Raw genomic sequence first — 18955 nt, 5'->3', positions numbered from 1 at the left:
TTATTCCGCCGCCTCCGCATGGGCCGGAGCCGGCTTCGGAAGGTCGAGCCATTCGGGATATTGGATTGCCCGCGTCACGGCGCGCATCGGCATAATGACGCCGAAAGCGTTCATGTCGTCGCTGAGAAGGACGGTCGGGCCGTCCTTGGCCTTCACGTCCTGCACGAGCCGGACGGACGCAGGCACTTCATCATCGCGGAGTGCGCGCGCGACTTGCTTCAAGAGGACCGCGTTGAAAGCGTTCGACGCCTTCATGTTGTCGTTGAACTTCGGGATGACGCGCCGCCAATCGGGGAACTTGCCGTCGATCAGCACATCGCGCCACTGGAAGGCGAAGATATTGAGGTCCAGGCGCTCGAAATAGCCGAACCACTCGTCCGCGACGCTGGCGTTGTCTTTGACTTCCTCCGTTCCGGTGCCGAGTGCGCCAGCGCGCCCTTCGCGAATGACGAGAAAGCGTTTCGGAAAGGCTGTGACGCGCGCGCTCTTGGTGGCGAGCGCCTTGCGCATCTGCGCGTCCAGGCTGACGATCCCGCTGCCTTCAATGAAGCCGGCGGGATCGCGCACGCACACAAGCCGGTGCCCGTCGGTCGCAACCATGGTGACGCCGCCGGTCTTGCAGGGCTCGCAATGCACGCCGTTGAGGTAATAGCGCGTTTCCTCGGTTGAGACGCACGCCCACGCCCGCAAGAACAGCGGGCCGGAGACGATGAGGCGGAAATCCTTGTTGAGCATCAGAGTGACTTTTCTTTGCTTGAGGACACGCCAGACGGGAGCTTGCCCGACGCCTTGCGGAAGTCGCGCACCGCCGTCAGAAGCGCCGCCTCGATCTTCTCGGGCAGGGCTCCATCGCGCGCCGCGCAAATGTCGGTCAGAGCCGCCTTCCAATCGGTGATGGTGAGCGTTTCGTTCGTGCGTTGTGACAGGGAGCGGCCAGAGAAGCCGCCGCCGACGTTCACGCGCGACGCCTGCCGCTCGGCCTTCGACGCATCGCGCTCCGCACGCTTGGCCTGTTTGAATGCGAAGTCGGCCTCGGCTGTCGCGGTGCCTACGTCCGCGCGCTCGCCGTCGGTCGCTGCGGCGACAGCCTCTTGTTCCAGCGCCTCGGCCTGCCGCGCCGCCTCTGCGGCTTCCTCGGCCTTGCGCCGCGCCTCTGCGGCCTCGGCCTCGCGGCGCTCGCGCTCGGCGTCGAGGAACACGTTCACGCGCGAAAGAAGCTGGTCGAGAAGCTTCGTCAGCGGCTCGCGAATGTCCTTATATTCGGTGTTGATCGTGGCGACTTGCTCGTTGAGCGGACGCACGCGCGTCGTGCGCTCCGTCTCCATGTCCTTAAGAACCACGCGCGCCGCATCGACGCGCAGCTTCGCCTTCTCGGCAATGCCGGCGCTCTCGATCTTCGGGTTGTCTTGCAGGAACTTCGCAAGCGCCTCAAATTCGTCCTGCGCGATGTTGATGCTGTTGAACTTGGGGGCGTTGGGGATTAAGGTTGCCGCGTCCATGGCGTCTTTATGCCTTTCAGATGCTTGTTGGATTTTGCGGGCGGCTGTTCGGGGGAACGCCGCCCGCTTTCATTTTCAGGCTGCGGGGCGGTTCCACGGGCGAGAGCCCGCGCCGTTCGCCTTGCCCGCGCCGCTGGCGCCAGCCGTGCGCGCCGCGCCGTTGGTCGCCGCCCTGCCTGCCGTGGTGGCGGTGGCCGTGCCAGTCGCAGGAGCGTCGTTCGCGGCGGTGGGCTTGCCAGCAGGGGCCGCCGGAGCATGTCCAGCCTGGGGGTTCCTGAGCGGGCCGTAGTTGCCGCCCTCGCCGACGGGGTAATATTTCGCGACCTGATTGCTGTCGGAATATTTCGGGTTCTTGGACTTCTCGATGCCCACCTTGGCGTCGAAGGGCTTGTGGCAGAACAGGTCCGTCATTTCCTCGTCCGACGCCTCGTCCATCTCGAAGCCCTCGGGGAACTCGTCCGCGATGCCGGACGCCTTGCAGAACTTCGCGAAGTCACGGCGCGCGATTTCCTGCGCCTGCGGGTTCGAGTGGATCATGTTGAACCGCTGCGAGAACACGCCGGGGAAGTCCTCGTTCATGGTCGCGAAGATCATCTTCACCATGAAGTCGCCGGTGTCCTTAAACACGCGCTCAACTTTGGTGGCCTGAAGCATGTAAACGCCTTCGGGCATGAGTACGAAGTCGTCGCTGGTGTCGATTTCGTTGGGGTTGAAAACAAAGGCCATGGGGTTCTCCTGTTGGGCTTTTGGGGGTTATTCTGCGGCGTCGGCGACTGCCGGCTCCTTGGGGGCGGGCAGATACTTGGCGAGTTCGGCATATCCTTTGCCGCGCACGTACAAGAACTTGTCGGGGATGCCGTAGCGGTTCTTCGCCGTGAAGGCGGGCCGCCCGGCGGTATGGAGGAAGACCTGATTGCCGCCGGTCGCGCGGATGCGCTCCTTCTTGAAGCCCGCGTCCTCCTTCTCGATGTTGACCGGGGCCTTCAAGAGCATGATCGCGTCCATGTCCTGTTCGATCAGGCCACGGCTCTTGTCGTGAAGGTCGATTTCGTAGCGGTCGTAGCTCTGCGTCTCGGGATCATCGAATCGCTCGATCCGGGCGTGGGCCAGCATGATTATGCTCATGCCCTTGTCGCGGCGGAGCGCGTACAAGCCGTCCAGAAGCTCTTGCCAGATGCGGGCCGCATAGACGTAGCCCTTGCCGTAGCCAAATTCCTCAATGTTGGATTTGGCGTGGCCCTTCTCGTCGCCGCGCAAGCACGCCTCGGCGAAGATCAGGCGTTGCATGGCCGTCACGCTGTCGAGCACGACGGTTTGGAACGGTACGTCCTCGGAATAGAGCGTGCCCACGGCCTCCATGACTTGATCGAAGGTGGTCAACAGGCCGAACGAGGCCAGTTCGACGCCAGCCGGAACGCCGTCTTCCGTCTGGATGAACACGGCGTTGGGGAACTCGCTGGCGAGCGTCGTCTTGCCAGCGCCGGGCCGCCCGTAGAACAGGATGCGCGGCGGGGCGTCAGCCTTCACCGTGCGGAGGGATGAGAGGGAAATAGCCATTGGGTTGCCTTTCAGTTTTTCAGCGCGAGGGCGCGGAGTTCGTTGAGCTTGCTTTCCACGCGGGCAGACAGGGCGCGGAACTCAATGGCGAGGCCGCCGAGGTCGTTGAGGCCGCCGATGAGCGCGACGGCCTTGGGGTCGCGGATCGGGCCGAAGTCGCTTTCGCGGCGGGCGCGGACGAACTCCACGGCGAGGCCGGTTTCCTTGGCGATGCGCTCGTCGGAATAGCCGGGCTTGTAATCCTGCCCGGCGCGGTCGTAGCCCTCGTCCAGCGCCATGTAGAGAAGCGGGATAGCCGACTTGGCGGCGATGGAACGCTCGGCCTTGGCGGGCTCCTTAGCCGGCTGGGCCTTGGGCTGTTCGAGGCGGTCTTTGAGGGAGAGAGGGGGAGCCATGACGCCTTCTTGGGGGTTGGGGTTGTGGTTGCGGTCGCTGACTTGGCAGTTGGGGCAGACGTGCTTGCCCACGGCGCGGACCAGCCAGCCGAGCTTGCGGAACTTGGCGGCGACGCTGGACGCGGGGATGCAGGTTGAATGCGCGCTCAAGGTCGCCTCGTTGCCGCATATGCTGCACACGATTGCGTGGTAAGGACGCATACGCTCGTCGTCGCCCGTTGGACGATTTACAATAGGGAAGCTGTCTCTCATTGATTTGCCTTTCGTATGCGAAGCATTCCCCATTCGGTCAGAATGTCTTGTGCCTCGTCTCTGCTGCGCGCGATGCGATAGGGGATGCCTTGCGCGATGCAGTCTGCTTCAAACTTCTCTTGGTCCTCTGATTGCCGTCCTTTCTTCGTCTTCATTTCAAGGAAGTGGGGGAGCCTGTCCTTGATGATTTCAATATCGCCGACGCCTGGACGAACGCCCGTGAGCTTGAGCGTGCGAGCCGTCTGCGGATCGCGGTAGCCGCCATTGGGGACGGCGAAGTAGATGAGGCCGGGGACTGCTGCGACGACTAGAAGCTCGATGACCTGGGCTTGAATGGCGTCTTCCTCGGCGTTGCGCTTTACGCGCATTGGCCGCGCCTCCTTTCGAGGTCCGGCCACGCCGCGCCGTCCGGCCACGCGAGCGTGAACCAGTTCACAATTTCGTCGTATTTCCGAACCGTGAAGTTGGCGGTGCCGTGCTCAAGCCGCGAAAAAAACGCAGCGTCGCGCGCCGCAAGGTGTCCGGTCCGGCTTACAGAGCGCCCGGTAGCGCCCATATAGGCCGAGACGAGCGCCAATAAGTGATTGCGAAGCTCCTGTTCCATGTCTCGGATTTAATCCGAACCGTCGGATTTGGTCAATAAGCAAAATTGGAAAAACCCAACACCCGTTCTCAAATCCGATGAAATCCGCTATAAATGAGACGGTTGGATACGTGCAGAGACGCAGGGAGACAGGAAAAAATGGATTTTCGTAAGCGTATCAAAGCCCGGATCGAGGAATTGGGCCTGAGTGTGGCGGAGGTTGAGCGCCGCTGCGGATTTCGTCCGAGCTACATTCACGAGCTTCTTTCTGGCAAAAAACAGACGATGAGAGGCGACGCGATGCAAAAATTAGCGTCGGTTTTGAAAACTTCCGACATATGGTTATTGCGAGGGATTGGAGCGCCTGACGCCGAGGTTGAGGACGTGTTCTCTGGTGAGAACCAGAACGTCCAACAGTACCCAGAGGCTATTCGCGGGGCGAAATCCGTAGATGCGGTTCGAGAATTGACCCTAATCATTGACGGCCTCACCAATTCAACGGGTGAGGTTACGTTCCGTCTTCTCGGCGCAAACTCCGCCCATCGTGGATTTGTTGCTGATCCGGCGTTCTTCGTTGCTGATAATATCTTCCTTAATTCATTCCTAACGAAGCGCGCTATCTCCGCCCGCGCAAAGCTCGTCCACACAAATGACGGCAAGAAAGTCGTGGTGATAGTTGATGCTAACGAATTGGTTTAGTTGATTATTTCCGCTTTCCATCCGCATTTCCATCGGATTTCGCGCTGAATATATGGAAATAATCCGTGACGGGACCAAATATGAGGAATAAACCTCCGGCTTGCGATATGTGCGTCAGCGAGGTGGCGCACGATTACGAACCGAAGGGATTGCCACGGAATGACAGCTACCGCTCTCCTCCGCGTAAGCATGGAGGAAATCCTTATTGATGACGCCCAGGTTGAAGTCCGATTGCCGGACGGAACCATGTCCCGCTTCCCCATGGACGACATGGTGATAACCTGTAAGCCTGACGTGCCTTCCAGGGCGCGTTGGGGAGCCTGTCCGGTGTCTGTGCTGTTCGCGTCCTCGGATTGGGTGCTGGTGCTCTCTGACCACTGGACGCGCCCGCTGGTGGTCGCCTATTCCGCCCTCACGTTCGACGCGCCAGCGTCATGAACACGGCCTTCCTGCTCATGGCCCAATATCAGGGCTTGTCCGTCATCCCGCTCGATGCGGTGTGCCGCGACTATTTCTGCCACCTGACGCCGCCCAAGCTGGCGGCCAAGATCGAGCGCGGAGAAATCAAGCTGCCCATGGTCCGCATCGAGCGGAGCCAGAAGGCCGCCAAAGGCGTCCACCTGACGGACCTTGCGGATTGGATCGACGCTCGGCGCGACGCCGCCGCCAAGGAGCTTAAGGCCATCGGATAACCGAAGTACATCATCGGTACATCAGACGAAAAAACCCCGCCGGCAAAGACTAGAGCCAGCGGGGTTTTTCTTTGTCAGTTCGTCCCATCCATCATCGGCGCGACGCAGAAGCGCCAGGGGCTGGATTCGTCAAATTGTTTTTGTTTGTCAGTATGTTCGTTCACTTTTGGCCCTGACGGTTCGCGGCGGCGAGCGCATGCATGTTGCTGCGCGTTTCTCGCGGAGATTACGCTAAATTGGGGGGGACCGGCGAGAGTCAATCTCTTGGCGCGCCATTTGGCGAGACCAGCTCCGCCACGGCAATAAATCCATCGGTCAAGTAGCGGTTGACGCGTCCGATAGAGAAACGTTCGCTCGGGTGATGCGATCGGACGTTGGATACAACGCCGCAATCTTGAAGCGCTCCGACGATGAAGTCGCGCTCTTCGTTTGTATCGGCGTCTGTCGCATGCGTGATCTGGAAGCTCAAACGGGTCAGGGAAAACCCAGTGTCCTGCGTGCCCGCCCCGACCCAGAGCACGGGCTCGTCATCGGACGGTCGAACCGTGTCGAGCCAAAAGGACGGCGTGTCCAGGGTTTGCTCGGCGCGATCAGGAGATAATGCCCAAAAGCGAACGTGATGCCGTTTGCGAGGACTGTCGCCAATGGGTTGCTGGAAGCCGGCATCCTGGCCTCGACCGAAGAGGTAGAGCGTGCTGAAGGGCGCCTTCCCGTAGGGTTCGTTGAGAACGAAGGCGCGGACCATCCGCCAGGAACTGGCAAGGTTGAGCACATCCGCTTCCGACCATCCGGCGGCGGCGAAGGCGCTTCGGAGTTGGCGCATCGTGCCGATCAGGACGAGATTGACGGGGTCGCCCGGCAAACCATCTCCCGTGAGCGTGTAGCTGGGCACGCGCCCCCGCTGAAGGATCTTCAGTCCAATGCGAATGGCGCGCGGCAGGACCACATAGGCCGCAAGGGCGTAAGTGAGGGCGACAGCAAGCGCGACGGGCAGGCGTTGGTCGGCGAAGTCGAAGATCACGAAGGCGATCAGCCAGACCGTCACAGCGCCAAGCGCGAAAACCAGCAGGCGTCGAAGGAGAAGTTTTAGCTGACGCATTCCGATCCTCCCTGGATGCTTTCGCGTTCTGTGGCTCACCCGGCGAACGGGTTCGAGGTTGGCCGCTGCGCCAAAATTGGACCATGGCCAAGGAGGGGACAAGATGCGGCCGGGACGCCTGGCGGCGTCTGGGCAACGCGGACCTTCGACCCCGTGGCGCAGGTGGGAGCGCCGCAACGCTCACGACCGCGAGAACAATCCGCCTTGCCGGCGCGTCGGGGGCATCCGGGAGGCTTTCATGCTCGGCCGTTCCCCCGGTGAATGAATTCAAACTTTTTTGCGCATCCAGCCCGCCAAGTCCGTGGCGGCCTTGGCGAAGGCGGCGTTCAGCGCGGCCGCGGCGTCCGGCGCGTCGGCGCTTTTCGCCGGGGCCGAACCTGCGAAATCCTGGGTTGCGACGATCTTGCCGCCTTTTTCGAGCTTGGCGTTCAACTGCACCTTCGCCTCGGGCTGCGGATCGAGGCTGACCTCGAAGGCGCGAATGTCGAGAATGAGCTGATACTGGGCGTCGAAACCGTCCATGCCCTTCGCGACATGGGCGAAACCGGCCGCCTCGAGGCTCTGCATGATCTTGGCCTGCACCAGCTTGGGCAGCGTGTCGCCCCATTGCCCGCCTTCGATTTGCTTTCTTTCGCCGGCATGGGGCGAAACCAGCAGGCGCTGCGTCTCGAAATTGAGCAGGGTGGACAGGTCCGGGATCGCCACCTGGGCCTCGATGGGCGCGCCGGGCGTGAGCGCCGGAGCGGCGAGGTCGAAGGTGCGCTGCGGCTTGGTCTCGCCGCTGCCCGAAAGTTTGGCGAGGCCGGCGAGAATGTCGTCGACCCGGGTGGAATTGCGCGCCAGCGCCGCCGAAAACGTGTTGATGTTTTCGATGGCGCTGTGCAGCGACTCCGAATTGTCGCCGACGAGATCGTCGATTTTCTTGAGGGTCGCCTTGGCCGCCTGTGAGAGGGTCTGGCCGGCGTCCTTCGAGGCGGTCAGCACCGGCGGGGCGTCGGCCTCGCGCCTGATCTCGGCGCCCGAGGAGCCGCCGATCATCGACACGACAGCGGAGCCCATCAGCCCCTGCGTGTCCACGGTGATGGTCGTGTCCGCGCGGACGGGGGTGGCGGGATCGACGGCGACCAGCGTGCGCACCTCCCTGGGGTCGGCGGCCGACAGGTTAACCTGGCGGACCTCGCCGACGCGCAGTCCGTTGAAAAGCACGGAAACGCCGGGCCGCACCCCGATCACCGGCTGCTCGAAGCGAACCCAGTAAAGCGCCTGTCCGGACCCGCCTGAATTTTTCAGCCAGTAGACGAAGACGAAGCCGGCGAGCGCGCAGGCCACGGTGAAGAAGCCGACGATGACATAGCGGGCCGTCGTTTCCATGCCTCACACTCCCTCTTGCGCGCCTTGCCCGGAATGGCTCCGGGCCGCGCGAAAATAGGTTTGCACCCAGGGATGCGCGGAGGCGCGCATCGCGTCCATGGAGCCGGTCTCGACGATGCGGCCGTCCGCCAGCGCGGCGATCCGGTCGCACACCAGTCTGAGGCAATCGAGATCATGCGTGATCATGAAGACGGTCAGGCCGAATGTGCCCTGAAGAGTCTTGATCAGGCTGTCGAATTCGCCGGCCGCGATGGGGTCGAGCCCCGAGGTCGGCTCGTCGAGGAAAACGATATCGGGGTCGAGCGCCAGCGCGCGCGCGAGGGCGACGCGCTTGGTCATGCCGCCGGAGAGTTCCGAGGGCAGTTTCTCGCCGTCGCGCAAATCGAGGCCGACCATGTCGAGCTTCGCCGCCGCCACCTCCCGGATCATGCGCGGCGACAGATCCAGATATTCGCGCATCGGAAATTCAATATTTTGAAAGACGGTCAGCGACGAGAACAGCGCCCCCTGCTGGTAGAGCACGCCCCAGCGCCGCTCCAGCGCCTGCAATTCGCGGGGACTTGCGGCGTCGCGATCGGTCCCGAGTATGGCGATCCGTCCGGCCGCCTTGGGGATCAGGCCCAGCATGGTGCGCAGCAGCACGGATTTTCCGCCGCCCGAAGCGCCGACAAGCCCGAGAATTTCGCCGCGCCGCACTTCGAGCGACAGATGGTCGATCACCACGTGTGGGCCGAAGGCCACCACAAGGTCTTCGATCCCGATCGCGATCGCTTCCGACGTCCCCATGGTCACATGCCGATCGACGAGAAGAAAATGGCGAAAAAGCCATCGAGCACGATCACCATGAAGATGGATTTCACGACCGAGGTGGTGGTTTGCAAGCCCAAGGACTCCGAGCTTCCCTGAACCTTCAGGCCCTCCGTGCAGGCGACGATCCCGATCACCAGCGCCATGAAGGGGGACTTGATCATGCCGACCTCGAAATCGGTCATCGACACGGCTTCGCGCAGGCGCGCGACGTAAATGCCCGGGTCCATGCCGCCATAAATCCAGGCGACCAGGCCGCCGCCGACCAACGCCGCCATCGATCCCAAAAAGGCGAGGGCCGGCAACCCCACGACCAGCGCCAGGACGCGCGGAAGGATCAGCACCTCCATGGGGTCGCGGCCCATGGTCCGCAGCGCATCGATCTCCTCGCGCATTTTCATCGAGCCGAGTTCGGCGGTGTAGGAGCTGCCCGAACGCCCCGCGACCATGATCGCGACGAGCAGAACGCCAATTTCGCGCAAGATCAGGATGCCGACGAGGTCGACGACATAATCCTCCGCGCCGAACCTGCGGAAATGAAAGATGCCCTGTTGCGCGATGATGCCGCCGATCAGCAACGTGATCAATGTGACGATCGGAATGGATTTCCAGCCGACGCGGTCGATCTGGTTCGCCAGCGAGGGTAGCCGCAGGCGCCGGGGCCGCGCGACGACGCTCGCCAGGCACATGGCGAAGGCCCCGATCATGTGAAGATAGCGCAGCGCATCCGCGCCGAAATTTTTCAGGGCGGCGCCAAGGTCGGCGAGCGCGGAGGACCGTTTATCGAGCGGCGGCGTCTCCTTACCGGCCTCGCGCACTTTCTCGTAGAGCCCCGCATAGCGCCCGGAGAGTCCGGTGAGGACGACTTCACGGCGCCCGTCGCCGCGCGCCAGTCTGTCCAGAGCCACGGCGCCAAAGGTGTCGAACTGGCTGATATCGCCCGCGTCGATTTCGATGCGGCGGGCATCCAGGGAGAAAATCCGGTCGATCAGCACTTCGAGCCGCCGGGCGTTGTCCGCCACCCATGCGCCGGAACCAGTCAACGCAATGCGGTCGGGGCCTTGCTCGATCTCGATGAGGCAATCTCCGGCCATCGCTCACACTCCCGCTCCAGCTCGCCGAATCAGGTGCGCGCCTGTCTGCGGCGACTTGAACTCGGCCGCCATCCTTTCCCATCGTGGCGCCCGTTGAAAGCGAAAAATTGACGCGGTCGCGCTTCCGGCGCGGCGAATGAGGTCGGGATTGAGAGGGGGCTCGGATGCGCGCGGCTGTTCAGCTCTTTGCCGCTTCGCCGATGCTGTCGATCTTGGCGGCCATGATGAAATCATTTTCGTGCAGGCCCACGATCTTCTTGGTCTGCAGCGAAATGGTCGCGTAGCCCCAGCCGAAATGGATGTCGGGATGATGGCCTTCGCTTTCGGCAAGGGCGCCGACCTTGTCGACAAAATCCAGCGCCTGCCGGAAATCTTTGAAGGCGAAATTCCGCTCTATGCGTCGGGCGTCGTCCTCCAGCCGCCAGTCCGGCGTGTTTTTCGAACGAAACGCTTCGGCTTCATCACGAGAAAGCGGCGGAACGCCGCCGCGGCAGGGCGTGCAGGTCTTCGCGCTCAAGGCTACATTCGACATGTTCTTGGTCCTCCGCGGTCTAACGCGCAGCCCTCGCTCGCGTTCCCCAGCGCTCTTGCGATCGCTTGCGCCTGGCCGCTAGAGCATTTTCAAGCGAAGTGGATGCCGGTTCGCGTGAAGAAAATGCGTCAAAACAAGCATCTAGAGCTTTTTTCATGTTTCCATGAAACGTGAAAAAGCTCTAGACGTCGCGCTTCAACGAACGAACAGCGCTCCGTAAAGCCCGCAAGAAGCGCATCAACGTCTTGAGGATGTTTTTGCCATCTGAATGGGCGTATAAATTTTCGGCCCGTTCGCGAATGTCGCTCCGTTAGATGTTGCGAAGCTTCAGCGCGGCCGGACAGCGCGACTCGCGTCAAGTCCTCTGGCTCAAGCTCGGCAATAGCTGAGAATCTTCGGGAATCGCGACGATTATGCAGGGCAAGGATACGTCGTTTTTCCGACTGTTGGCGGACAATAGCCCGCTGTTCATCGGCATGTGCGACATGAATCTCAGGCCGTTCTATGGGAATGACGCCGGACGGCGTCTGGTCGGCATCGACAATCTCCAACATTTCAGCGAAACGCCGGTGACGGCTTTTTTCTTTCCCGAAGACCAGGATTTCATCCTCAACGAATTTTTTCCTCAGGTTTTCAAGGAAGGGCGGGCCGAAACCGAGATCCGCTTCCGGCATTTCAAGACCGGCGAAGCCATCTGGATGATTTACGATGTCTTCGTTCTCAAGGATGAGAGCGGCAAGGCCGTCGGACTGGCCACGCTGAGCCGCGACATCACCGAGCGCAAAAACGCCGAACAACGGGAGAAACGGCGCGCCTCGGAATTGCAGGCGATCCTGGACACGGCGCCGCTCGGCGTGTCGATCGCGCTCGATCCGAGCGGCGAGCGCATCGAGGGCAACCGCGCGCTGGAAGAGATGTTCGGGGTCGCGTTCAAGGGCGAATTCTCGAAGAGGGGCGCGAAACCAGCCGCGTATCGTCTTTTCCGGGACGGTCGGGAACTGCCCACGCCCGAACTGCCCATGCAGCGGGCGTTGCGCGGCGAAACGGTCGAGGGGCAGGTGCTCGATGTCGTTCGGGCCGATGGCCTCGCGCTCACAGCCTTCGCCAAGGCGACGTCCTTGCGAGACGACAAAGGCCAGATTTGCGGCGCGGTCGGCGCCTTTCTCGACGTCACCCGGCTGAAGCAGGCCGAGGACGCCTTGCGCGAGGCCGACCGCCGCAAGGACGAATTCATCGCCATGCTCGCCCATGAACTCCGCAACCCGCTCGCGCCGTTGAAGACCGGACTGGCGTTGCTGCGGTCGGGCGTGGATCGCGCCAAGGCGGCGCGGCTGCACGACACCATGGCGCGCCAGGTCGATCACCTCGTCCGACTGGTGGACGATCTCCTTGAGGTCGCCCGCTTCAGCCGCGGACTCATCGAATTGCGGAGGGAAAGCATCGATCTGGCGCAAGTCGTCGACGACGCCGTCGCCGCGAGCCAGCCGCTGATGGCTGAACGACAAAACGCGCTCACCCGGTCCCTGGCGCCCGAGCCTTTGCCGCTCGACGCCGACCCGACCCGTCTCGCCCAGGTGCTGACCAACCTGCTCAACAACGCCGCGAAGTTCACCCCGTCCGGTGGGCGCATCGAGATTGCCACGCGCCGCGAGGCGGGCGACGCCGTGGTGAGCGTCCGCGACAATGGCGCCGGCATCCCGTCCGAAAAACTCGGCTGCATCTTCGAACTTTTCACGCAGTTGGACAGCGGCGACGCTTCGCATGGCGGCGGTCTCGGCATCGGCCTGGCCATGGTGCGCAAGCTGGTCGAGATGCACGGCGGACGGGTCGAGGTTTTTAGCGAGGGGCTCGGCCGAGGCAGCGAATTCATCGTGCGCCTGCCGTTGGCGCAGACGAACGCGCCCCGTGTCGAGCCAACCGCCAGCGCCCCGGCCCACGTCGCCAGACGCCGCATCCTGGTGGTCGACGACAGCCGGGACATTGCCGATGTGCTGGTGATGCTGCTGGAGACTCTGGATGAGGATGTGCGCGTCGCCTACGACGGACAGTCGGCGCTGGAGCTCGTCGCCGCCTTCAAGCCCGAAATCGTGTTCCTGGACATTGGCATGCCGGAGATGGATGGTTACGAAACCGCCCGCCGCATCCGCCAACTCCCGGAGGGCAAGAGGATGTTTCTCATCGCTTTGACAGGCTGGGGCCAGGAGCAGGATCGCCGCCGCACGCGCGAGGCGGGTTTCGACGAACATCTGGTCAAGCCGGTCAATTTCGAACAGGTGCAGGCGCTCTTGGCCGAGCGGTCCGCCGAAAGCGCCGGCGCTTCATCCGTTTCCCAGGGCTGATTTTTCGTTCAGTTCGCAAATGCGGCGAGGCCGGTGATCGCGCGGCCGATGATCAGCGCATGGATGTCGTGCGTCCCTTCATAGGTGTTCACGACCTCCAGATTGACCAGATGCCGGGCGACGCAGAATTCGTCGGAGATCCCGTTGCCGCCGAGCATGTCGCGAGCGGCGCGGGCGATGTCCAGCGCCTTGCCGCAGGAATTGCGTTTGAGGATGGACGTCAGTTCGACGGGCGCGCCGCCTTGCTCCTTCAGCCGGCCGAGGCGCAGGCAGCCCTGCAAACCCAGAGAAATCTCGGTCAGCATATCCGAGAGCTTTTTCTGGATGAGCTGGTTCGCGGCGAGCGGCCGGCCGAACTGTCTTCGCTCGCCTGTATAGGCCAGCGCGGTCGAAAAGCAGGCTTCGGCCGCGCCCAGCGCTCCCCAGGCGATGCCAAATCGCGCGGCGTCGAGGCAGGTGAACGGACCCTTCAGCCCCTTCACGCCCGGCAGCAGAGCGGTTTCGGGAACAAACACCTCGTCCATGACGATCTCGCCCGTGATCGAGGCGCGCAAGCCGATCTTGCCATGGATCACCGGCGCCGACAGGCCCTTCGCGCCTTTTTCAAGAACAAAGCCCCTGATGTCGCCGGCGTCGTCCTTGGCCCAGACAATAAAGACGTCCGCGATGGGCGCATTGGTGATCCACATTTTGCAGCCCGACAGCGAGAACCCGCCGGCGACCTTTTTTGCTCGCGTCGCCATGGAGGCCGGGTCGGACCCGGAGTTCGGTTCGGTCAGCCCGAAACAGCCGATCCATTCCCCGCTCGCCATTTTCGGTAGATAGCGCTGGCGCTGCTCCTCCGAGCCGAATGCCAAAATGGGCAGCATCACCAGCGAGGATTGCACCGACATCATCGAGCGATAGCCGGAGTCGACGCGCTCGATCTCGCGCGCGATCAACCCATAGGAGACATACCCCAGTCCCGCCCCGCCATAAGCTTGGGGAATGGTCGCGCCCAACAGACCAAGGCCGCCCATCTCGCGGAAGATCGCGGGGTCGGTCTGCTCGTTGCGAAACGCGAGCTTGATGCGCGGCGCCAATTTTTCGCGCGCATAGCGCTGCGCGACATCGCGGACGAGGCGCTCTTCGGCCGAGAGTTGCGCGTCGAGCGCGAACGGGTCTTGGACGTTGAATGGCATGCCGTGCACTCTTGTTCGGACTGGCGTGAGACTATCCGATTTTCATCGTTCAGGAATGCCGCATGCGCTTCCTGTAGGCGCTGGGCGTCTCGCCCATCGCCTGCCTGAAGGCGCGCGAGAAAGCCTTTTCGTTCTGAAAACCGGCGGCGTGGGCCACGCGCTTGATCGGCTGGTTTGAGCGTGCGAGGCCCTCCTTGGCGCGGTCCATGCGCGCCTTCTTCTGGAGATCGCGCAGGCTCGCGCCTTCCTTGCTCAACTGGCGGTGCAAGGTGCGCGTCGAAATATTGAACCCTTCGGCGAGATCCTGCGCCGCCGGAAGCTCAGCCTTCGGCATGCTCATCACCATTTTGACGCGCGTGCTCAGGCGCTGGTCGCGGCGGTAGGGCAGGACCGTCAGCGGCAGCGCGCGCTTCAGCATTTTTTGCAGGGCGGCCTCGTCGCGCTGCAACGCGCGCTCCAGAAAGGCGGCGTCGAAGCAGACGCTCGCGCACGGAGCGTCAAAGCGCAAGTTTTCCGCGAACAGTTTTGAATAAACGTCGACATGCGGCGGCGCCGAAAACGGAAACTCCGCGCGCAGGAGCGGGATGCGGAAATCCACCGCCCAGCAGGCGTAGCCGAGCACATAGCGCAGCAGCGTGACCAGGCAGAACTCGCGAAAGGCGCCGAGGTCGCGCGCCTCGCGAACGGAGATTTTCGCCACTCCGTCATCGACGTCCAGCGTCAAAAGAATGTCGTCGACGAGAATGCGGTGGTGTCGCGTCCAGCGCCGCAACGCCAGCCCGAGCGTCGCGGAGGTGATTGAAGCGCGACACAGCAGCCCGTAGGCGCCCCACGGCAATCTGCGCGAGAACCATCCAAGGGCCTCGTCGTCGAGTTCCTGCATGGCGACGAAGGAGAGGGCTTCGAACTGCGCCGGCGTCACCCGCGCGTCGGGCTGTTGCAAAAGGCTTGGCGGAATTTGCGCCTTTTGCAGAGCGGGTGCGGGGTCCACGCCATATTTGGCATAGCCGAGGCAAATCCCTTTCACAAAGGCGATTGGCGTTCCTACGGAGGCGGGGCGTGGCGTCATGATTCATGTCAAAATGCCAAAGTGTGTCTGAAAATGCAACCTCATCGGCAAACAACATTCCTGAGGCTTCCCTAATGTCTCGGAACTGGCGCCGCTCAAGAGCGCCGACACAAGCGTTTCAAGCGAAGGGGAGAGAATTCGCGAAGCGCGTCGATGACAAAAACAAGAGCCTATCGGGCGAGCGCAACAGCGGGAGGTCGCCCGATAGGCCCCAGGGAGGAAGCGCAGATGTCGGTTCCAAGCCTTGATTTTGGATTCCCTGAAGAAATCGCGATGCTGCGCGAAACGGTGCGCAGCTTCGCCCAAGCCGAGATCGCGCCCCGCGCCGCGCAGATCGACCGCGACAATCTGTTTCCGGCCGACCTCTGGAAGAAATTCGGCGACCTCGGCCTGCTCGGCATGACGGTCAGCGAGGAGGACGGCGGCTCCGCCATGGGCTATCTCGCCCATATCGTGGCGCTGGAGGCAATTTCGCGCGCCTCGGCGTCGGTCGGTCTGTCCTACGGCGCGCATTCAAACCTCTGCGTCAACCAGATTCGCCGCAACGGCACGGCCGCGCAGAAGGCGAAATACCTGCCCAAACTTCTGTCCGGCGACCATGTCGGCGCGCTCGCCATGTCCGAGCCCAACGCCGGCTCGGACGTGGTTTCTATGAAACTGCGCGCCGAAAAAAAGGGTGACCGTTTTGTGCTCAACGGCTCCAAAATGTGGATCACCAACGGCGGCGACGCCGATGTGTTGGTCGTCTACGCAAAAACCGATCCCGCCGCCGGAGCAAAGGGCATCACTGCCTTCCTTATCGAAAAGGCTTTTAAGGGCTTCAGCGCCGGGGCGCATCTCGACAAGCTGGGCATGCGCGGCTCCAACACGTTTCCGCTGTTCTTCGACAATTGCGAAGTCCCGGCGGAAAATGTCCTGGGCGGCGTGGGGGAGGGAACAAAGGTCCTGATGTCCGGCCTCGATTACGAGCGCGCCGTGCTGTGCGGCGGGCCGCTCGGCATCATGGCCGCGTGCATGGACGTGGCGGTTCCCTATCTGCATGAACGCAAGCAATTCGGCCAGGAAATCGGCGCGTTCCAGCTCATGCAGGGCAAGCTCGCCGACATGTATTCGGTGTGGTCGGCGAGCCGCGCCTATGTTTATGCCGTGGGCCAGGCCTGCGACCGCCAAAGCCATTCGCGCGCCCTGCGCAAGGACGCCGCCGGCGCCATCCTTTATTGCGCCGAGAAGGCGACGTGGATGGCGGGCGAAACCATCCAGGCTTTGGGCGGCGTCGGCTACACCAACGACTTCGCCGCCGGGCGCCTGTGGCGCGACGCCAAGCTTTACGAGATCGGCGCGGGCACGTCCGAAATCCGCCGCATGCTGATCGGACGCGAGTTGATGGCGGAAACGCGATAATGTCGGTCCTGAAAACCAGCATCAACACGCGCTCCGAAGATTTCGAAGCCAATCGCACGGCGATGAAAGCGCTGGTCGATGACCTCCGCGAAAAGGCCGAAGCCGTCCGCCACGGCGGCGGCGTGGCGGCGGCCGAGCGCCACAAGTCACGCGGAAAGCTTTTGGCGCGCGAGCGTATCGACCTGCTGCTTGATCCCGGCGCGCCTTTTCTTGAAGTCGGACAACTCGCCGCCCACGGCCTTTACAATGGCGCGGCGCCGAGCGCGGGCGTGGTCGCCGGCGTCGGGAAAATCTCGGGGGTCGACTGCATGATCGTCGCCAACGACGCGACGGTGAAGGGCGGAACGTACTATCCGCTGACGGTCAAGAAACATTTGCGCGCGCAGGAGATCGCCGAGCAGAACCATCTGCCCTGCGTGTATCTCGTCGATTCAGGCGGCGCCTTCTTGCCCATGCAGGACGAGGTGTTTCCCGACCGCGACCATTTTGGACGTATTTTTTTCAATCAGGCCAATATGTCGGCGAAGGGCATTCCGCAGATCGCGGCGGTGATGGGCTCCTGCACGGCCGGCGGCGCCTATGTGCCCGCCATGTCCGATGAAACCGTGATCGTGCGCAACCAGGGCACGATTTTTCTCGGAGGCCCGCCACTGGTGCGCGCCGCCACCGGCGAAGTGGTGACCGCCGAGGACTTGGGCGGCGCCGACGTGCACACACGGCTGTCCGGCGTCGCCGATCATCTCGCGGAAAACGACGCCCATGCGCTCGCGATTCTGCGGCGCATCGTCGGCAATCTCAACAGGACGAGCGCCGCGCTCGTCGGCGGCGAGGAGCCGCTTTACGATCCGGAAGAGATTTACGGGATCATCCCGCTGGACACCCGGCATTCCTACGATGTGCGCGAGGTCATCGCGCGCCTCGTCGACGGCTCCCGCTTCGACGAATTCAAGGCGCGTTACGGAACCACGCTGGTCACAGGCTTCGCCCAGCTTTACGGAACCCCTGTCGGGATCGTCACCAACAACGGCATCCTGTTCGGCGAATCCGCGCAAAAAAGCGCGCATTTCGTCGAACTGTGCTCGCAGCGACAGATTCCTCTAGTGTTCCTGCAAAACATCACGGGCTTCATGGTCGGCCGCAAATATGAAAACGGCGGCATCGCCCGCGACGGCGCCAAAATGGTGACGGCGGTCTCGACCACCCAGGTTCCGAAAATCACCATGCTGATCGGCGGCTCGTTTGGCGCCGGCAATTACGGCATGTGCGGCCGCGCCTATGCGCCGCGCTTCTTGTGGAGTTGGCCGAACAGCCGCATTTCCGTGATGGGCGGCGAACAGGCGGCCAGCGTTCTGGCGCGCGTGCGCCGCGATGCGCTGGAGGCCAGGGGAGAGAGTTTTAGCGCCGAAGATGAAGAACGTTTCAAGGCGCCGATCCGCGAACAATACGAGACCCAGGGCCATCCCTATTACGCGACCGCGCGCCTCTGGGACGACGGCGTCATCGACCCCGCCCAAAGCCGCCGCGTGCTCGGCTTGTCGCTCTCCGCCGCGCTCAACGCGCCGCCGCGCGAGACGCGGTTCGGCGTGTTCAGGATGTGAGCCATGTTCGAGTTTTTGGAGATCGTCCGCGAAGGCAAGGTCGCAATTGTCTGGATGAACCGGCCGGAGCGCCACAACGCCTTCAACGCGCAACTGATTGCGGAACTCACGCAGGCCTTTGAAAACCTTGGAGCGGACGACACCGTGCGCGCGATGGTTCTCGCCGGGCGCGGCAAAAGTTTTTCCGCTGGCGCGGACCTCGCCTGGATGAAGGTTTTGGGCGAAGCGGGGTTTGACGACAATCTCGCCGACGCTCGCAAGCTTTCGACCATGCTGCGGACGCTGGCCGAGATGCCCAAGCCGACGCTCGCGCGCGTCCACGGGGCGGCGCTTGGCGGCGGCATGGGGTTGGCGGCGGCTTGCGATATCTGCGTCGCCGCGTCCACCGCCCATTTCGCGACCTCGGAGGCGCGTTTCGGTCTCATCCCTTCCGCCATTGGTCCCCATGTGCTGCGCGCCATCGGGCCGCGCCACGCCTCGCGCTATTTCCTGACCGCCGAGAGCATTCCCGCCTGGAAGGCGGCGGAAATCGGCCTCGTCCACGAAGTCGCGGATGCGGAGTCGATCGACATTTGCTTGAAAGCGCAGCTCGACATGCTGCTTCAGGGCGGCCGCTTCGCGCAGGCGGAAGCCAAGCGGCTGATCCGCGACATCGCCGGAAAAGCCGCCGACGAGTTCATCGCCGAGGAGACGGCCCAACGCATCGCGCGGCTGCGCGGCGGCGACGAGGCGCGCGAGGGCCTGTCCGCTTTCCTCGAAAAGCGCCCACCGAAGTGGAGCGCGTGAC

The 18955-nt window shown here is 62.9% G+C and carries 20 protein-coding genes; 6 read left to right on the top strand and 14 right to left on the bottom strand.

Annotated features, from left to right (window positions below; all coding sequences use genetic code 11):
- The 7 genes from GJ654_RS10220 to GJ654_RS10190 form a co-directional block, all read right to left on the bottom strand.
- Positions 1–567, bottom strand: a complete 567-nt coding sequence (locus GJ654_RS10220) for a hypothetical protein (RefSeq protein ID WP_264586224.1) — start codon at positions 565–567, stop codon at positions 1–3.
- 167 nt (positions 568–734) lie between these two features.
- The gene (locus GJ654_RS10215) at positions 735–1499 is read right to left on the bottom strand and encodes a hypothetical protein (protein ID WP_155446054.1); all 765 of its coding nucleotides are present in this window, start codon (positions 1497–1499) and stop codon (positions 735–737) included.
- 75 nt (positions 1500–1574) lie between these two features.
- Positions 1575–2225 carry a DUF669 domain-containing protein gene (locus tag GJ654_RS10210; RefSeq protein ID WP_155446053.1) on the bottom strand — a complete coding sequence of 217 codons (651 nt, stop codon included), beginning with the start codon at positions 2223–2225 and terminating at the stop codon, positions 1575–1577.
- 27 nt (positions 2226–2252) lie between these two features.
- The gene (locus GJ654_RS10205; RefSeq protein WP_155446052.1) at positions 2253–3056 is read right to left on the bottom strand and encodes an ATP-binding protein; all 804 of its coding nucleotides are present in this window, start codon (positions 3054–3056) and stop codon (positions 2253–2255) included.
- 11 nt (positions 3057–3067) lie between these two features.
- Positions 3068–3601, bottom strand: a complete 534-nt coding sequence (locus GJ654_RS10200) for a hypothetical protein (protein ID WP_155446051.1) — start codon at positions 3599–3601, stop codon at positions 3068–3070.
- A 98-nt stretch (positions 3602–3699) separates the two neighbouring features.
- Positions 3700–4071, bottom strand: a complete 372-nt coding sequence (locus tag GJ654_RS10195; protein WP_155446050.1) for a hypothetical protein — start codon at positions 4069–4071, stop codon at positions 3700–3702.
- A complete protein-coding gene (locus tag GJ654_RS10190) occupies positions 4062–4307 on the bottom strand; it encodes a hypothetical protein (protein WP_155446049.1) in 246 nt (81 codons plus the stop codon). The genes GJ654_RS10195 and GJ654_RS10190 overlap by 10 nt, the downstream gene beginning before the upstream one ends.
- Before the next feature lie 138 nt (positions 4308–4445).
- Here GJ654_RS10190 and GJ654_RS10185 point away from each other — a divergent pair, with 138 nt between their 5' ends.
- Positions 4446–4985, top strand: coding sequence for a helix-turn-helix domain-containing protein (locus GJ654_RS10185; protein ID WP_196305502.1), 540 nt, complete (start codon positions 4446–4448; stop codon positions 4983–4985).
- A gap of 434 nt (positions 4986–5419) precedes the next feature.
- Positions 5420–5677, top strand: a complete 258-nt coding sequence (locus GJ654_RS10180; RefSeq protein WP_155446047.1) for a pyocin activator PrtN family protein — start codon at positions 5420–5422, stop codon at positions 5675–5677.
- A 256-nt stretch (positions 5678–5933) separates the two neighbouring features.
- Here GJ654_RS10180 and GJ654_RS10175 read toward each other — a convergent pair whose 3' ends face one another.
- From GJ654_RS10175 to GJ654_RS10155, 5 genes are all read right to left on the bottom strand, one after another.
- Entirely contained in the window at positions 5934–6776 is an 843-nt protein-coding gene (locus tag GJ654_RS10175) for an LssY C-terminal domain-containing protein (RefSeq protein WP_155446046.1), read from the bottom strand.
- A 267-nt stretch (positions 6777–7043) separates the two neighbouring features.
- Positions 7044–8147, bottom strand: coding sequence for an ABC-type transport auxiliary lipoprotein family protein (locus GJ654_RS10170; protein ID WP_155446045.1), 1104 nt, complete (start codon positions 8145–8147; stop codon positions 7044–7046).
- Between the two features lie 3 nt (positions 8148–8150).
- Positions 8151–8933: an ABC transporter ATP-binding protein gene (locus GJ654_RS10165; RefSeq protein ID WP_155446044.1), complete on the bottom strand. Its 783-nt coding sequence runs from the start codon at positions 8931–8933 to the stop codon at positions 8151–8153.
- Between the two features lie 2 nt (positions 8934–8935).
- Entirely contained in the window at positions 8936–10048 is a 1113-nt protein-coding gene (locus GJ654_RS10160) for an MlaE family ABC transporter permease (protein ID WP_155446043.1), read from the bottom strand.
- A gap of 178 nt (positions 10049–10226) precedes the next feature.
- Complete coding sequence (locus GJ654_RS10155; RefSeq protein ID WP_155446042.1) at positions 10227–10580, bottom strand: 4a-hydroxytetrahydrobiopterin dehydratase; 354 nt, start codon at positions 10578–10580, stop codon at positions 10227–10229.
- A 413-nt stretch (positions 10581–10993) separates the two neighbouring features.
- Here GJ654_RS10155 and GJ654_RS10150 point away from each other — a divergent pair, with 413 nt between their 5' ends.
- The gene (locus GJ654_RS10150) at positions 10994–12919 is read left to right on the top strand and encodes a PAS domain-containing hybrid sensor histidine kinase/response regulator (protein WP_155446041.1); all 1926 of its coding nucleotides are present in this window, start codon (positions 10994–10996) and stop codon (positions 12917–12919) included.
- Positions 12920–12927: 8 nt separating this feature from the next.
- Here the strand turns inward: GJ654_RS10150 and GJ654_RS10145 are convergent, their stop codons facing one another.
- Together GJ654_RS10145 and GJ654_RS10140 are read right to left on the bottom strand one after the other, a co-directional pair.
- On the bottom strand, positions 12928–14100 hold the full coding sequence (locus GJ654_RS10145; RefSeq protein ID WP_155446040.1) for an acyl-CoA dehydrogenase: 1173 nt from the start codon (positions 14098–14100) through the stop codon (positions 12928–12930).
- A 49-nt stretch (positions 14101–14149) separates the two neighbouring features.
- Complete coding sequence (locus GJ654_RS10140; RefSeq protein WP_155446039.1) at positions 14150–15169, bottom strand: AraC family transcriptional regulator; 1020 nt, start codon at positions 15167–15169, stop codon at positions 14150–14152.
- Positions 15170–15397: 228 nt separating this feature from the next.
- Here GJ654_RS10140 and GJ654_RS10135 point away from each other — a divergent pair, with 228 nt between their 5' ends.
- Genes GJ654_RS10135 through GJ654_RS10125 form a run of 3 tightly spaced genes read left to right on the top strand, consistent with a single transcriptional unit; the run spans position 15398 to position 18954 of the window.
- Positions 15398–16570 carry an isovaleryl-CoA dehydrogenase gene (locus GJ654_RS10135; protein ID WP_155446038.1) on the top strand — a complete coding sequence of 391 codons (1173 nt, stop codon included), beginning with the start codon at positions 15398–15400 and terminating at the stop codon, positions 16568–16570.
- Positions 16570–18168, top strand: coding sequence for a carboxyl transferase domain-containing protein (locus GJ654_RS10130; protein WP_155446037.1), 1599 nt, complete (start codon positions 16570–16572; stop codon positions 18166–18168). Before GJ654_RS10135 ends, GJ654_RS10130 begins: the two co-directional genes overlap by 1 nt.
- 3 nt (positions 18169–18171) lie before the next feature.
- Positions 18172–18954 carry an enoyl-CoA hydratase/isomerase family protein gene (locus GJ654_RS10125; RefSeq protein WP_155446036.1) on the top strand — a complete coding sequence of 261 codons (783 nt, stop codon included), beginning with the start codon at positions 18172–18174 and terminating at the stop codon, positions 18952–18954.
- Position 18955 lies beyond the last annotated feature (1 nt).

Origin of the sequence: Rhodoblastus acidophilus, assembly GCF_009720655.1 — a bacterium.
Taxonomy (GTDB): Bacteria; Pseudomonadota; Alphaproteobacteria; order Rhizobiales; family Beijerinckiaceae; genus Rhodoblastus; species Rhodoblastus acidophilus_A.
Note: the sequence above shows the minus strand (reverse complement) of the source record. Positions and strands in the feature narration are given on the sequence as shown.